This window comes from Gemmatimonadaceae bacterium (genome assembly GCA_035533755.1).
GTDB lineage: Bacteria > Gemmatimonadota > Gemmatimonadetes > Gemmatimonadales > Gemmatimonadaceae > JAGWRI01.
Genome location: DATLTC010000054.1, coordinates 45,360 through 60,740, shown reverse-complemented (window position 1 = coordinate 60,740; position 15,381 = coordinate 45,360). Strand labels below are relative to the sequence as shown.

Genomic DNA, 15,381 nt, shown 5'->3' with positions numbered 1-15,381 from the left:
CGGCAACTCCGGGTTGCCCCTACCGGTGCTTGATGAACGTCCCCTGCTGCAGCTCCTGCATGGCCTGCCGCAACTCCTGCTGCGTGTTCATCACGATCGGCCCGTACCACGCCACCGGCTCCGCGATCGGCCGGCCCGAGACGAGCAGGAACCGGATCCCCTCGTCCCCGGCCTGCACCGTCACCTCGTCGCCGCTGTCGAACACCACGAGCGACCGGTTGCCCGCGGTGTCGCGCACGGTCTCCTCGGCGACGGTCGCCCCGTTGTCGCCCACGCGCTCGGTGAGCGCGCCGAACGGATCGGACGCGCCGCGGAACGTCCCGCTCCCCTCGAACACGTACGCGAAGGCGTGCCGGTACGTGTCCACGGGCAGCGTCTTCCGCACGCCGGCCGGCACGTACACGTCCAGATAGCTCGGCTCCGCCGCCACCCCGTCCACCGGGCCCGTCTTGCCCCAGAAGTCGCCGCACACCACGCGCACGCGCGTGCCGTCGTCGTCGATCACCTCGGGAATGTCGGCCGACAGGATGTCCTGATACCGCGGGTCGGTCATCTTCTGTGACGCCGGCAGGTTGGCCCAGAGCTGGAACCCGTGCATGCGGCCATTGGCGTCGCCCTTGGGCATCTCCTGGTGCAGGATGCCGCTCCCCGCCGTCATCCACTGCACGTCGCCGGCGCCCATCGCGCCCGTGTTGCCCAGGCTGTCGCCGTGGTTCACGGTGCCCGCGAGCACGTAGGTGATGGTCTCGATGCCGCGGTGCGGATGCCACGGAAACCCCTTGAGGAAGTCCTCGGGCCGCTCGTTGCGGAAATCGTCGAACAGGAGGAACGGGTCGAACTCCTCGGTGTTGCCGAATCCGAAGGCGCGACGAAGTTTCACCCCCGCGCCTTCGAGTGTGGGCGTGGCTTCGACGATGCGCTTGACGGGTCTGATCGACATGGATCCTCCGGAATCCTCGCGCCCCGAAACGGGGGCTCACCAGGCAATCTAGAAATGCCGGCAAGGGGGCCCGGTTCCAGCTCGCCCGGCCGGTCTCCCGGCGCTATGATAGGCCGGGCGCCCTCCCGCCGCGCTCCGCTCTCATCCCGTCGCCGCTCATGACCGCCAGAATCCGCGTCGCCATCGCCCTCCTGCCCGCGCTGCTCCTCGTGGCGCTCCTTGCCGCGCGCCATCACGCCGCCGCGCCGCGCCGCGCCGACACCAGCGCCGTCGCCATCACCGTGCCCCCGGGCTCGGCGGCGGTGGAGCAGCGCGCGCCGGGCACTCGGCCGGCGCCGGAACTACTCGCCCGCTTCGACGGACTCGGCGCCGGGTTCCAGGGCCCGCAGGGGTCGGCGCGATTGCGCAATCCGTCGGACAACTCCCTGGCGGTTGGCGCCGACTACATCGTGCAGATCGTCAATTCGCGCATGGCGATCTATACCAAGAAGGGCAGGATGTTCGACACCACGGGCAAGGTGCTGTACGGACCCGTGGAGACCAACAACGTGTTCCGCGGATTCGGCGGAGCGTGCGCCGAGCGCAACAACGGGGACGCCGTGGCGCGGTACGATCAGCTGGCCAACCGGTGGCTGATCGTGATGCCGATCTTCTCGCGCATCCCGCCGCGCGCCGACGACCAGCCGCCTCCGGTGTCGGGCGGACCGGCGCGCGAGAGCGTGCGAGGCGTGCCGGGACAGCCGGGCCCCGCCGTGGCGCTCTACCAGCCACCGGCGCCGCCGCCCGGTGCCGACACCGGCGCCGCGCGCGGGCGTGGGCGCGGCGGCCGTCCCCCGGCGGACGAGAAAGGTTCGTACGCGATGTGCTACGCCGTGAGCACCGGCGCGAGCCCGTTCGGCCCGTACTTCCGCTACGAGTTCATCCGCCCGCTGTTCCCGGACTATCCGCGTCCCGCCGTGTGGCCCGACGGCTACTACGTGCCCACGAGCACCGGCGACCACGTGATCCAGAAGCAGGCGTGCGTGGCCGACCGCGCGAAGATGCTGGCCGGCGAGGACGCCGGGGAGCAGTGCGTGGTGATCGACGGCGTGAATTTCCTGAACAACGCCGACCTCGAGGGCACGCAGCTCCCGCCGGCCGGAGCGCCCAACATCATGCTCGCCGCCGGCGGCACGCAGCTGGATCACGTCATGGAGGACGACGGGATCTATGCCTGGACGTATCACGTGGATTGGCGCGACCCGTCCAGGACGCGCGTGGCCGGGCCGGTGAAGATTCCCGTGGCGCCGTATCACTACCTGTGCGACGGCCAGCTCTCGAGCTGCGTGCCGCAGCCCGGCACCGACCGCCGGCTGGACGCGCAGGGCGACAAGCTCATGGCCCGCGTGGTCTACCGCCGCATCGGCGATCAGGAATCGATCGTCGCCGTGCACTCGGTGAACACGTCGGAGGGCGGGGGCGGCGTGCGCTGGTATGAATTCCGGGTGGGCGCCGGCCGCGCGCTCCGCCTGTACCAGCAGGGCACGTACGCGCCCGACAGCTTCTATCGCTGGATGGGCAGCGCCGCCATCGACGCCCGCGGCGACATCGGCATCGGGTATTCGTTCGGCGGCACGCCCGACTTTGCGGGCCAGCGGTTTGCCGGCCGCCTGGCGGGCGATCCCAAGGGGCTGCTCACGCTGCGCGAGGCGGTGCTGGCCACGGGCCGGGCGGCGCAGACCACCACGCTCCGCTGGGAAGACTACACGCAGACGGCGGTGGATCCGAGCGACGACTGCACCATCTGGTACGTGGGCGATTACTTCAAGCCTGACGCCGACCGCTACTCGACGCGGATCGGCGCGTTCCGCATGCCGGGGTGCGGGGGCTCGTGACGCCGCCTCAGAACTCCAGCCTGGACAGGTAGCGGTAGTTCGCGCGGGCGCTGGCCATCTCGTCGGCCGGACTCTCCTGCTCGATGTAGCAGGGCTTGGCGTCGATGTCGGGAATGGCCGCGAGCAGCGCCCGCAGGTCCAGCACGCCGGTGCCGAGTTCCGTGTCATGCGTGCGGTCGCGCACCACGTCCTTCACGTGGAAGGTCCGGTAGCGGTCGCGATACCGCATGAGGTATGCCATCGGATCGCCGCCGCCCACCGCCATGTTGCCGAAGTCCAACTGTAGGCAGACCGCCTTGGGATCGGTGCGCGCGACGAACAGGTCGTATGGCACCTGCCCGTCGATGGGGCGCATGTGCTCCGGCTCGTTGTGGAACGCCAGCCACACGCCGGCCTTGCGCGCCGCCGCGCCGGCGACGTTGAACCGGTCGGCCCACTCCTGCCAGGCGTCGAGCGAGTGGTTGGTGGCGTCGGGCAGGCTGGGCACGATGAGAAACTCGTGCCCCAGATACCGCGCCGTTTCGAGGCTGGTCTCCCAGTCGCCGGCCAGCAGTTCGGGCGCGATGTGGGCCGACGGCGCGCGCAGCCCCAGCCGGTCGAGCGTTGCCTTGACCTGCTGCGGCGTGCGGCCAAAATTGTCGAACGACCAGAGCAACTCCACATCGTCGTAGCCGATGGCGCGCACCGCGGCCAGGGTGCCCTCGGGATCGCGCTTCATCGCGCCGCGCACGGAATACAGCTCGAGCCCCACGCGACGCAGGCGCCGCTGCCCAAGGGGCAGGCGGGGCGCCAGGGCCGCGCCTGCCAGCGAGGCGCCGAGTGATTGGAGGAAGCGGCGACGGTGCATGCCTCAAGCTGTGGGCGGGGCACGGAACGCCGCAAGCGGCGGCGCAGGGCGGCGCCGGGCGTTGGGCGTTGGGCGGCTTTACAGCGCCGCGAATCGGTGTAGCATCATATCGTGGCCTCTACGGGAGTCGGACCGAGGGGCTGAGCCGGCGACGACTCTGCTCTCGCCCCTTCCCGCAGGCGTCTACTACTCTAAACAGTTCGAGATCCGGGAGGATGGGATGCATATTTCTGGTCGAGTGTTGGTCGGCGCTGCAGGGCGCGTGGCGGGGACGACGGTCGTGGCGTCGGCCTTCTTGCTGATGGCGTGTGGCGGCGGCGAGAAGGCCGCCTCGAAAACGGCGGATTCCGCGGCGGCTGCGGCTGCGGCTGCGGCGGCGGCGGCGCCGGCAGCTGCCCCTGCTGCTGCTCCCACTGCGCCCACGGCGGGCGCGCCGCCGGCGGGCGCCACGGCGGCGATGGTCGCCGAAGGCGACAGCATCTTTCACGGGCAGAAGGCTGGCGGGCTGTGCGCCACCTGCCACGGCGTGGATGCCAAGGGAACGGTCCTGGCGCCGTCGCTGGCCGACACGGTGTGGCTCACCGGCGACGGCAGCTACGCGTTCATCCAGAAGCGCGTGACCGAAGGCATGCCCAAGCCGACGGCGCCGTATGTGGCGCCCATGATGCCGATGGGGGGCGCGCAGCTCACCCCCGAGCAGATCAAGTCGGTGTCGGCGTACGTCTACGCGATCAGCCACCAGGGCAAGTGACCGCGTAACACCATTGGTGGTACAATGCCCGCCGGCGCACTGCGCCGGCGGGCATTGTCTATGGAGGATTGTCCGTTGTCTATGCCGCGGTCACCCCTTGCACACCGGTGGCCCGAAGCGGCCGGGCGCTTCCGCGCCCGCTGCCTCCGCGGCCTGCGGCTGCCGCGGCCACGTGTTGTCTTCCACGTTCTTATCGGGGAACCGGCAGTGGGGATCGAGCACGATGCGGTCGATCTTCCGCGCCCCGAAGTCGAGCGTCGCCCTGAACGTCCGGCTGCCGCTGAACCACACGTCCACCGGATAGGTGACGAGCGCGGTGGAGTCGTCCACCATCGTCGCGTTGGCCATGTGGCGAATGGCCGCTCCCTTGGACGCGAAGTGCACGGCGAGCACCACCGGCGATGGCATCTCGCCCGCCTGGTGCACGGTGACGATCGTGCGCGCGCCGGCGTGCGTGACGTTCTGGATGGAGCCGTCCACGCCGTCGGTGGTGAATAGCCAGTAGTACCAGAACCAATTCAGGTTCCGGTGCAGGGCGTTGTTCATGAAGAACATGTAATCCCACGGCGACGGGTGCTTGAACCGCCAGGCGTGCGCGTACTCGCTCATCGCGCGCCAGACCGCGCTGTCGCCCACGACGCCGCCCAGCATCGACAGCATCATCGGCGCCTTGCTGTAGGCCTGGAACTGGTACATCGGGCCGCCGTAGTTGGCGTCCCACATCATCGGCCCTTCACGCTCGTTGCCGCTCGTGCGGCCGTAGCTCTGGCCGCGTCCGTCGAGGTCGGGCACCTTGCCGGCGCGATCGGCCGCCGAGAGGATGTTCATGTACTGGTTGAATCCCTCGTCCATGAACGGATACCAGGTCTCGTTGGTGCCCAGCGTCATCGGCCACCATTCATGCCCGGTTTCGTGGTCCGACGCTCCGACGCTCGACATGATGAACATCGGATATTCCATGCCCAGCTCCGGCCCGTCCACCATCGTGATCGTGGGGAACGCATACGGCAGCCACAGCCTGGAGTAGAACTGCAGCGCGTGGCGCACGGTGGGGCCGGCGTCGGCGTACTGTGTGGCGTGGCCGGGCAGGTACATGACGTTGATCGGCACCGGCGCCGCCTTGCCCGGAATGACGGCGCGCGTGGCGTCCCACACGAACTGATCCGACGTGGCCCAGGCCACGTCGCCCGCGGTGTCGGCCACGAAGTGCCAGGTCAGCCGGTCGCCGGCCGCGGTCGCCTTGCCGGGTCCGAAGTCGCCGGGCCCGACGATGCGCGTGGTCGAGTCGGATCCGAGCGCCGCCGCCAGCCGTTCGCGCTCGGCCGCGGTCAGCACGTCCTGGGGATTCTGCAGGATGCCCGTGGCGCCCACCACCCATCCCGCCGGGAGGTCGAGCCGCACGTCGAAGTGACCGAAATTATTATAAAATTCTGATGGCCCGAGGTACGGCTCGGTGTCCCAGCCGCCCTGGCGGAGATCGTCGAACACGGCCACCCGCGGATACCACTGGCCCACCTGGTACAGGGAATCGCCCCACGCGCCCATGCGGATGCCGCGGGTGGGCGCCGCCACCTTGGGCACGGTGAAGTGCCAGTCGGCGTCGAGCGTCACGCTGCCGTGCGCCGGCACGGGGTCGGGCAGCGTGATCGTGGCCGAGGTCTGCGACATGTCGAACGCGCTGAGCGTCACCGGGGGCGGCGCCGCGCCGCGGCCGCCGCGGCCGAACCGGCGGGGCGCCGCGCCGGGATTCAACGCTACGCTCCGGCCGTCCACGCTGAGCCCGGTCACCTGCATGCCGTCGGTGATGTCGGTGACCACCTCGGCGCGCGGCACGTTGGCCGCGAACAGATTCTGGTCCAGGCGCAGCACGATCTCGCGCATCTCGTTGGGGCCGTTGTTCTGCACCACCACGTGCTCGTGGCCGGTGAGCAGGCCGGTGGACGGATCGAATCGCGCGGTGATCGCGTAGTCGGTCCACAGCTGCCAGTAGTTGGGGCCGGGGCGGCCCGTCGAGTCGCGGGTGCCTGCGGCGAAGGCGCGCTGGATCATGTCGGTCATCGGCACGTCGTGCTGGATGGCACGCGCCGGGTACTTCGCGGCGCCCTGCGCCGCGGACGGGACGGGCAGCGCGGCGAGCGCGCCGAACGCCGTGAGTGCGAACAGAAGACGACAACGCATCGGAACTCCGGTCTGGGGGTCCATCGCCGCCCGGCGGCCGCAGGCCATGACACGGGGCCGAGGGTCGCCGCTGGGGGCATCCCAGAAATACCGTGCGGTACACCATATTGAAAGGGACGCCGACCCCGAGGAACACGCCGTGAAACCCCCTGCGCGACACGTCGAACGCCATCGCACCGAACGCATCGGCTGGCTGCGCGCCGCCGTGCTCGGCGCCAACGACGGCATCGTCTCCACGGCCAGTCTGCTGGTGGGCGTGGCCGCGGCCGACTCCGGGCGCGCCCAGATCCTGCTAGCCGGCGTGGCGGGGCTCATGGCGGGCGCCATGTCGATGGCGGCGGGGGAATACGTGTCCGTGAAATCGCAGGCCGAGACCGAACAGGCGGACCTGGCGCGCGAGCGCGCGGAGCTGGCCGCCGATCCCAAGGCCGAACGCGAAGAGCTGGCGGCCATCTACGTGAAGCGCGGCTTGGATTCGGCGCTCGCGCATCAGGTGGCCGAACAGCTCATGGTAAAGGATGCGCTGGGCGCGCATGCGCGCGACGAGTTGGGGATCTCCGAAGTGGTCACGGCGCGCCCGATCCAGGCGGCGATGGCATCGGCGGCCACATTCGCCGTCGGAGCGGCGCTGCCGCTCATCACCAGCGCCGTCGTCCCCGCGGGGGTGCTGATTCCGTGGGTGATCGGCGCGTCGCTGGTGTTCCTGGCCGGGCTCGGCGCCCTGGCGGCTCAGACGGGCGGCGCCCCGGTGTTTGCGGGCGCGGCGCGCGTGACCTTCTGGGGCGCGCTGGCCATGGGACTCACGGCCGGCGTCGGCCGGCTCGTGGGAACGTCGGTGTAGCGCGCGGCTACGGTCGTCCCGCGGCGGCGATCGCCGGCCAGACGAGCGGATCCTCCGTGCCCAGCACCCACACCGAATAGCCGCGCAGGTGGTATTGGCGCACCAGCGCGAGTTTGGCGGCGAAGGCGCGGGCGTCCTCGATCCACAGGTAATTGAACAACCCGTGGTCGCTCCATACGGCGAACGGCGACTGCTGCGCCTCGTCCCAGGTGGCGTGCGCGCCGTGCGCGGTGAGCAGGCTCTCGGCGCGCGCGTACGGGATGTCGCGGCCCTCGGAGCGGGCGCCCGTCTTCTCGCTGTAGAACGGATACCACCAGTCGGAATACGAGGGGATGCCCAGGGAGATCTTGGCCGGGGGCACGCCCAGCGCGAGCAGGTGCTGGAGACACGCCTCCATCCACGCGAATCCCGCCACCGGGCCCGGCGTGGTCCCGCCCGTGTGCTCGGCGTAGGTCATGTACGAGATGAAGTCGAGCGTGTCGGCCAACGCCTTGTAGTCGTACACGCCGCGCCAGTTCTCGAACAGCCACTGCTCGTACGCGGTGGATCCGGGCGCGTCGCTGGCGCGCGGCACGACGGCGGCCGACAGCGTGCACCCGGCGTGATGCACCGAGTCCACGGCCTGGCGCACGAACGCCGTGAACGCGTCGCGGTCGGCGACGTTCACGTTCTCGAAATCGAACTGGATGCCGTCCAGATGCTCGTCGCGGCACAGGTCGGCCAGGCTGTGCAGGGCGCGCCGCCGCACGATGGGGACGGTGAGCACCCGGTGAACCAGGGCCTGGTCGAATCCGGGATTCACGACCAGCGGCACGAGCTTGACGTGCTTGTCGCGCGCCGTCTGCACGACGCGCGGATCGATGTGCCCGCGGATGCGGCCGTCGTGCTCGATCGCGAATACCTGCGGCGCGACGATGTCGATCTGATCGGCGTGGGCCACGAAGCTCTCGGTGCTCGCGTCGTGGCCCACGGAGTACCAGAGGGCCTCGGGACGCTGGGCGCCGGCGGCGCCGGCGGGGGCTGCGGGGGTGGTGGGCTGCAGGTCGTCGAGGATCGGATGCGCCAGTCCGGCCAGCGTGCGGCGTTCGGGGTGCATCAGGTCGAACACCACGACCTCGTTGCTGCCGCGGTGCAGCCAGGGGCCGGGCACGTACAGCGTCTGCTGCGGACCGATGTACCAGAAGCGGCCCAGCTGGTGTCCGTTCACCCAGACCGTGCCCTTGCCCCAGCCGCGCATGTCGAGAAAGGTGTCGCCGGGTTTGGCGACCTGGAACTCGCCGCGGTAGAACGCGGGGCCGGCCGGCGCGCCGTCGTGGAACGCGGGATTCGGCGTGGACGACATGGGGAGGGTGTACACGTCCCACCCGGTCAGCTCTTGGCCGGCGAGCGATACCGAATGCGTGATGCCCTGCTGCTCGGTGAGCAGCGGCCGGGCGAAGTTCACGCGTCCGGTGTTCTCCACCAGGAGGTCGAGCCGGGCGTGGGCGGGAAGCGCCAGGGCCATGCTGTCCTGGTCGAGCCGACGGTCCATGGTGCCGGCCAGGGCGCCGTTCACGTACACCTGCGCGTAGTCGCGCACGTCGCGCACCACCAACTCACCGGCGGTGGCGGGGCCGACGGTGGTGCGGTACAGGATGTAGCCGTACGATTGGCCGAACGTCTCCATGCTGCGGGGCCGCGCCACGTGCACCGGCGTGGGGAGCTGGCTCCAGAGCGACGCCGCCTGCGCGAGCGGGAACGGGGGCACGGCGATCGGCGGCGGGGTGTCCGGCACCGGCGGCGGCGTGATGCCGGTGTGCTTGGCGATCACGTCGCGGAAGGCGTAGTACTTGGGCGTGGGGCGCCCCGACTCGTCGAGCGCGGCGTCGTAGTCGTAGCTGGTGGTCTGCGGGTGATAGTGGCCGCCGTCGATGTTGGCGCCGTTCATGAACCCGAACGTCGTGCCGCCGTGGAACATGTAGAGGTTCACCGAGTAGCCGCGGCCGAGCATCCACGCCAACTCGCGTGTCTGCTGCGCGGCATCGGTGGTGTGGTGCGGGCGTCCCCACTGGTCGAACCAGCCGGCCCAGTACTCGCCCGTCATCAGCGGGCCGTCGGGGCGAAAGCTCTGCAGCCGCGCGAACGCGCTGTCCGCCTCGCCGGGGCCGAAGTTCACCACGGCGGGCAGCTGGGGGAGCGTCCCGTGCGGCAGCTGGTAGTCGCCGTCGGCGGTGTAGAGCAGCACGTCGTTGAATCCGGCGTGGCGGAGCGCGGCGAGCTGCCACTCCAGGTAGGCCGTGTCCTTGCCGAACGAGCCGTACTCGTTCTCCACCTGCACGGCGATGATCGGACCGCCGTGGCTGGCGAGCAGTGGCGTGACTTCCTTGCCCAGCCGGTCGAGCCAGCGCTGGGCGGGCCGGGTGAATTTGGGGTCGGTGCTGCGCAGCACGATGCCCGAGTCGGCGAACAGCCAGGCGGGATATCCGCCCAGGTCCCATTCGGCGCACACGTACGGGCCGGGGCGCAGGATCACGTGCAGCCCCACCTGCTGGGCGATGCGGAGGTACTCGGCGATGTCGTTCTGGCCGGAGAAGTCGTAGTGGCCGGGCGAGGGCTCGTGGAGATTCCAGAACACGTATGTCGTGATCGTGTTGAGGCCCATCGCGCGGGCCTTCTCCAGCCGGTCGCGCCAGTACGCGCGCGGCACGCGCGCGTAGTGCATGGAACCGGCGATGATCTGGAACGGCTTGCCGCGGAGCAGGAAGCGGCCTGAGTCGGCCACCAACGGTCCGGTCTGGGCGTGGGCCAGCCCGCCACAGGCGAACACGAGGATCAGGAGAAGTCGGCGCATGCGCCAATCTATCCCCCAACCGCGGCGGCCAGATAGGCGGCCGCCGCGGGCGCCGGCTTTCACCCGGCGCCGGCGCGCAGTAGAATCCGGGCGGCTCCCCGCCCACCGTCCCCTGCCCAGCGAGGCCCGCATGACCCTGGACGTGATCGCCTACGCTTACAAGTACAACGCCTGGGCCACGGACGGCCTGCTCAAATCCATGGAGCAGCTTACGCCCGAGCAGTATGCGGCGCCCGGATGCAGTGGGCACGGGTCCATCCGCGACACCTTCGCGCACTTCATGGCGTCGCAGCACGCGTGGGTGTCGTGGTACGAGGGAAAGATCACCGTGAGCGATGCGATCAAGCTGCGACTCCAGCCCGACGACGTGGCCACGGTGGCGCAGGCCCGCCAACGGTGGCTCCCGATCCTGGCCCAGACCGACGCCTTCATCGCCGGGCTCACCGACGACCGGATCCACCAGTTCCTCGAGTGGGGCATTCCCAACGGGCCGTCGGGCAAGTCCCGGATGTGGCAGATGCTGCTCCACACCGCCAACCACGGCACGCATACGCGGGCCCAGGTCGTGGCGGCCATCCGCCGCGCGGGCTACACTCCCGGCAACATCGAGATGCTCACGTACGTCATGACGCACCCCGACGACTGATCCACTCCCACCCAGGCTCCCATGGACCCGCGCGTCATCGCCCCATCATCGATCCTGCGCCTCAACACCACGCTCTACCGCAACTGCCTCCACGGCATGACGGCCGAGCAGGCGCAGGCACGCCCCGCCGATCACGCCAACAGCGCCGCGTTCGTGGCCCTGCATCTGGTGCAGTCGCGCTACTTCCTGCTCAAGCTGCTCGGCGCCGAGACGGCCAATCCGCTGCCCGCCGATCTCGCCGCGGCGCGCAGCATCGACGACGTGAAACAGTGGCCGGCGCACGCCGACCTCGAGGCCGCGTGGACCACGGCGTCACACGCCCTGCGCGACCGGCTGGCGGCGATGACCGCCGAGGAACTGGACGCCGCGGTGACGGTCCGCTTTCCGGCCCCGGAGCAGACGGTATTCGGCGCGCTCACGTTTCTCGTCCAGCACGACTCGTACCATCTGGGCCAGCTCTCGCTGCTCCGCAAGCAGGCGGGGCTGCCCGCCATGAGTTACGGCACGCCTTGATCCGCCCGGCTTCGCTTCGAACCCCTTTCCCCGGGACGTCATGCCGCCCATCACCCGTCGCGAATTTCTGGCCACCTCCGGCTCTTGCGCCGCGCACCTGGCCCTCGCCGCCGCCGTGGCCCCGCGCGCGCTGCGCGAGCTGTGGGCCCGCATGCCGGCCGGCCCCGTGGTCGCCACCGCGCCGTTCGCGCGCCTGGAACAGGTGGCCGAGGGGATCTGGGCGCTGGTCTCGACGCCGCTGAGCGGCGACTACACCACGGTCTCCAACGGCGGCATCATCGTGGGCCGGAACGCCGTGCTGGTGATCGAGGGGTTCAACACGCCCAAGGGTGCACAGTGGTTGGCCGGCCAGGCGCACGCGCTCACCGGCCGGTGGCCCACCCACGTGATCGTCACGCACTACCACTCGGACCACTCCAACGGCGTGGCCGGCTATTTCACCGACGGCCGCCACCCGGAGATCAGCGCCACGCAGATCACGCGCGACGAGGCCATCGCGCGCAACAAGCCGGCCGACGACGCGCGCACCGCCGCGCTCCGTGACGCCGTGCTGCTGTCGCCCACCGAGGGCGGCACGTTCGACCTTGGCGGCCGCGCCGTCCGCATCGTGCCGCAGCTCGGCCACACCGACAGCGACCTGGCGCTCGAGCTGGACGATCCGAACATCGTGTTCTGCGGCGATCTGTTCTGGAACGCGATGTTCCCCAACTACGTGGACGCCATTCCCAGCAAGCTGTCGGCGTCGGTGCGGGTGCTGCAGCGCGCCCGGGCGCGCACGTACGTTCCGGGGCACGGGGCCATCGGGACGCCGGCCGATCTCGACCGGTACGTCGCGATGATCGACGACGTGGAACGCGCCGCCCGGCGCGCCCACGCGCAGGGCATGAGCGCCCACGACGCCGCGGCCGCGTACACCCTTCCGCCGTCCACCGGCGAGTGGACGATGTTCAGCAAGAGCTTCATCGAGCGCGCATTCATCGCCTGGAATCGCGAGCTCACCGGCTGAACTGATCGTTCACGGGCTCGGCGTTCGGTCCCTCACCTGGCGGGGCCCAGGTTGGCGGCGGCGCCGTTCACGAGCGCCGCTTCCGCCTGGAGCGCGCCGGCGATGCGCGCGATCTGCGCATCCACGCTGCTCCACTCGTCCTGCTCGATGGCCTCGCGCACGCCCGGCATGGTCTTCACGCCGTAGCCCGTGTAGTAGCCGGGGGCGTAGAGCAGGTGCTTGTACCATGGACGGCGCGGCAGGCCCGCGTCGGACGTCAGCTCGCGCTCCGACTGGAGCAGGCGCTCGTTCACGCCGCGCAACGCGGCTTCGGCCGTGTCGGAGGTGTGGTCCCACTGCGCGTAGGCTCTCTCGAACCGTGCCGCCGCCGCCGTCAGCGTGTCCACGGCGTTGAGCAGCGGCGCGAAGTTGAATTGCGGCGGCGCCACTTCGGGCGCCGGCGCCAGCGTGGGGTTGCGCGGGTCGCTGGCCAGGGCGTAGTCGCCGGCCGCGATGGCGCGATCCTTGGCGGCGATCTCGCGCGCGCGCTGGTCGCGGAGTTGCTGCAACTCCGTGGTGTACCGGTGGACGGTGGCCGCGAGGTTGGTGTAGACAAAGGGCAGCACGTCGGCGTCGGCCAGCCGCATCACCCCCGTGCCCACCGCCTGCGACAGCGCGCGGCCATAGACGAACGACGTGTCGCTGAAGTGCGTGTACCAGTAGAAATCGTCGTAGATCGAGTGGTAGATGCCGCTCTGGTCCTCGCCGCCGAAGCCGACGTCGAGCGACGCGATGCCGAGGTGCTGCAGGAACGGCGTGTAGTCGGAGCCGGAGCCGAGCGCGCCGATGGGCAGGTCGGCGTCGGGGCGGGCCGTGGCGCTCTCGCCGGCGCCCCCTCGCCCGCCGTCCTCGGCCGCGCGCACGGCCTGCTCGGCCTTGTTGCGCTGCCAGAGGCTGACGTTGGCTTCGGGATCGGTGACGTCCTTCTCCACGCCGTTCACGAAGTCCTCGAGCGAATGCGATCCGGCGGCATGGAAGAACCCGCGCCCGTTCCCGTCGGTGTTGATGTATGCCACGGCGTGCTGCTGCAGTTCCGCGGCGTGCTCCTCGACCCATTCGGTGGAGCCGAGCAGGCCGGGCTCTTCACCGTCCCACGCGGCGTAGATGATCGTCCGCTTGGGGCGCCAGCCCTGCCGGTACAGCGTGCCGAGGGCGCGCGCCTCCTCCAGTTCGGCCACCTGTCCCGAGAGCGGATCGGCGGCGCCGTTCACCCACGCGTCGTGGTGGTTGCCGCGGATGATCCACTGGTCGGCCTCGGTGGTGCCCGGCAGCTTGGCGATGACGTCGTGGATGGGCTTGATGTCCCAGTTGGACTTCACCACCAAGTGCACGCGCGCCGGGCCCGCGCCCAGCCGGTAGGTGATTGGCAGTCCGCCGCGCCACGACTTCGGCGCCACCGGCCCGCCCATGGCTTCGAGCAGCGGCTGCGCGTCGCCGTACGAGATGGGCTGCACGGGGATCTTGGACAGGACCGTGGACTCGCTGATTGGCAGCCGCTTGGCGTCCTTGGTGGCGCCCCAGCCGGGCGTGAGCGGATCACCGGTGTACGTGGGCATGTCCTCGACGCTGCCGCGCTGCACGCCCTGCGAGGGCCGCATCGGGCCGTTGGGGAACACCGCGCCGCCGGCGTAGCCGTCGTCCCCCGGATCGGAATAGATGAGGCATCCGATGGCGCCGTGCTCGGCGGCCACCTTGGGCTTGATGCCGCGCCACGACCCGCCGTACTTGGCGATCACGATCGCGCCCTTCACCGAGATGCCGTGCCGCGCCAGTTCGTCGTAGTCCGCAGGCACGCCGTAGTTGACGAACACCAGCGGACCGGTCACGTCGCCGTCGGCGGAGTAGGCGTTGTACGTGGGAAGCTGCTCGGACTTCTGCCCCGACGTGGGATCCACGGCGACGGTCGGCTCCTCGAGCTTGGCCGTGTAGTGCGTGGGCGCCACGAGCTCCACCAGCCGCTGCTTGGGCGTGGGGAACAGGACGTAGAACGTCTCGATGTGGGCGTCCCACCCCCACGACTTGTACTGGGCCAGGATCCACTCCGCGTTGGTCGAGTCGTACGCCGACCCCACGTGATGGGGGCGCGCCGAGAGGAGCTTCATGGCGGCGCGCATGCGGGCCGGATCGGGAATCGCGTCGAACTTTGCTTCCCAATCGCGTTCCACGCGCGACGAGGCGCCGGTGAATCCACGCAGCGGCTGCGGGTCGGGAGCGGTGCGCGTCGGAACCAGCGCGAGCCCGCCGAGTGCGACGAGGAGCGAGGGCGTGAGTCGGAACATCATGGCAGGGTGGGTTGAAGCGGAGGGTGGCGGCCGGGAAGGGCCTGGGCCAAATTGGGGCGTGGCGCGGGCGAGCGCCAGACGCGCCCCCCTCGCTCGATGGCGCGGCACCGCACCCCGTTCCCCGGAGCGCTGATGGAGCCCCCCACCACGCGGCACAGCGCGCCCACGGCGGCGCGGCCCGACAGCGCGGGCGTGCGGTTTCCACCCCCGCTCATCTTCCTGCTCGCGTTCGCCGCCGGGTGGGGCCTCCAGCGGCTGCGCCCGATGACGCTGCTGCCGCGCGACGAAGCGCGTGTTGCCGCGCTCGTGCTCGTCGTGGCGTGGGTGGGGCTCACGGCGTGGACGCTGACCTGCTTTCGCCGCCACCATACGAGCGTCGTGCCCGTGAAGCCCACCACGGCGCTGATCGTCAAGGGGCCCTTCCGGATCACGCGCAATCCGCTGTATCTGGGAATGCTCATGCTCTATGCCGGCGTGGCGCTCTGGTTCGACGCGCTCTGGCCGTTCGTCCTGCTGTTGCCGCTCGTGCTCGTGATCCAGCAGTACGCGATCCGGCGCGAGGAGCGTTACCTGGCGCGCACGTTCGGCGACGCGTACCGCGCCTACACGGGGCGCGTGCGCCGCTGGATCTGAA

12 protein-coding genes are annotated in these 15,381 nt (G+C 70.3%); 7 read left to right on the top strand and 5 right to left on the bottom strand.

Features of this window, described 5'->3' with window-relative positions; genetic code table 11:
• Nucleotides 1-19 precede the first annotated feature (19 nt).
• The gene (locus tag VNE60_08105) at nucleotides 20-940 is read right to left on the bottom strand and encodes a pirin family protein (GenBank protein HVB31466.1); all 921 of its coding nucleotides are present in this window, start codon (nucleotides 938-940) and stop codon (nucleotides 20-22) included.
• Between the two features lie 158 nt (nucleotides 941-1,098).
• Between VNE60_08105 and VNE60_08100 the strand changes: the two genes are divergently transcribed.
• Complete coding sequence (locus VNE60_08100; protein HVB31465.1) at nucleotides 1,099-2,814, top strand: hypothetical protein; 1,716 nt, start codon at nucleotides 1,099-1,101, stop codon at nucleotides 2,812-2,814.
• A gap of 7 nt (nucleotides 2,815-2,821) precedes the next feature.
• Here the strand turns inward: VNE60_08100 and VNE60_08095 are convergent, their stop codons facing one another.
• On the bottom strand, nucleotides 2,822-3,661 hold the full coding sequence (locus tag VNE60_08095) for a sugar phosphate isomerase/epimerase (GenBank protein ID HVB31464.1): 840 nt from the start codon (nucleotides 3,659-3,661) through the stop codon (nucleotides 2,822-2,824).
• Nucleotides 3,662-3,923: 262 nt separating this feature from the next.
• Between VNE60_08095 and VNE60_08090 the strand changes: the two genes are divergently transcribed.
• The gene (locus VNE60_08090) at nucleotides 3,924-4,412 is read left to right on the top strand and encodes a c-type cytochrome (GenBank protein HVB31463.1); all 489 of its coding nucleotides are present in this window, start codon (nucleotides 3,924-3,926) and stop codon (nucleotides 4,410-4,412) included.
• Between the two features lie 90 nt (nucleotides 4,413-4,502).
• Here the strand turns inward: VNE60_08090 and VNE60_08085 are convergent, their stop codons facing one another.
• The gene (locus tag VNE60_08085; GenBank protein HVB31462.1) at nucleotides 4,503-6,590 is read right to left on the bottom strand and encodes a M1 family metallopeptidase; all 2,088 of its coding nucleotides are present in this window, start codon (nucleotides 6,588-6,590) and stop codon (nucleotides 4,503-4,505) included.
• A 139-nt stretch (nucleotides 6,591-6,729) separates the two neighbouring features.
• Between VNE60_08085 and VNE60_08080 the strand changes: the two genes are divergently transcribed.
• Nucleotides 6,730-7,431, top strand: a complete 702-nt coding sequence (locus VNE60_08080; protein ID HVB31461.1) for a VIT family protein — start codon at nucleotides 6,730-6,732, stop codon at nucleotides 7,429-7,431.
• Between the two features lie 7 nt (nucleotides 7,432-7,438).
• Here VNE60_08080 and VNE60_08075 read toward each other — a convergent pair whose 3' ends face one another.
• Nucleotides 7,439-10,261: a beta-galactosidase gene (locus VNE60_08075; GenBank protein HVB31460.1), complete on the bottom strand. Its 2,823-nt coding sequence runs from the start codon at nucleotides 10,259-10,261 to the stop codon at nucleotides 7,439-7,441.
• Between the two features lie 130 nt (nucleotides 10,262-10,391).
• On the opposite strand from VNE60_08075, the gene VNE60_08070 reads away from it, so the two are divergent.
• Genes VNE60_08070 through VNE60_08060 form a run of 3 tightly spaced genes read left to right on the top strand, consistent with a single transcriptional unit; the run spans nucleotide 10,392 to nucleotide 12,426 of the window.
• Nucleotides 10,392-10,907 carry a DinB family protein gene (locus VNE60_08070; GenBank protein HVB31459.1) on the top strand — a complete coding sequence of 172 codons (516 nt, stop codon included), beginning with the start codon at nucleotides 10,392-10,394 and terminating at the stop codon, nucleotides 10,905-10,907.
• A gap of 21 nt (nucleotides 10,908-10,928) precedes the next feature.
• Complete coding sequence (locus tag VNE60_08065) at nucleotides 10,929-11,420, top strand: DinB family protein (GenBank protein ID HVB31458.1); 492 nt, start codon at nucleotides 10,929-10,931, stop codon at nucleotides 11,418-11,420.
• Nucleotides 11,421-11,460: 40 nt separating this feature from the next.
• Nucleotides 11,461-12,426: an MBL fold metallo-hydrolase gene (locus VNE60_08060; protein ID HVB31457.1), complete on the top strand. Its 966-nt coding sequence runs from the start codon at nucleotides 11,461-11,463 to the stop codon at nucleotides 12,424-12,426.
• Between the two features lie 32 nt (nucleotides 12,427-12,458).
• Here the strand turns inward: VNE60_08060 and VNE60_08055 are convergent, their stop codons facing one another.
• Nucleotides 12,459-14,747, bottom strand: a complete 2,289-nt coding sequence (locus VNE60_08055; GenBank protein HVB31456.1) for a transferrin receptor-like dimerization domain-containing protein — start codon at nucleotides 14,745-14,747, stop codon at nucleotides 12,459-12,461.
• A gap of 132 nt (nucleotides 14,748-14,879) precedes the next feature.
• Here VNE60_08055 and VNE60_08050 point away from each other — a divergent pair, with 132 nt between their 5' ends.
• Nucleotides 14,880-15,380, top strand: a complete 501-nt coding sequence (locus VNE60_08050; protein HVB31455.1) for an isoprenylcysteine carboxylmethyltransferase family protein — start codon at nucleotides 14,880-14,882, stop codon at nucleotides 15,378-15,380.
• Nucleotide 15,381: the final 1 nt, after the last annotated feature.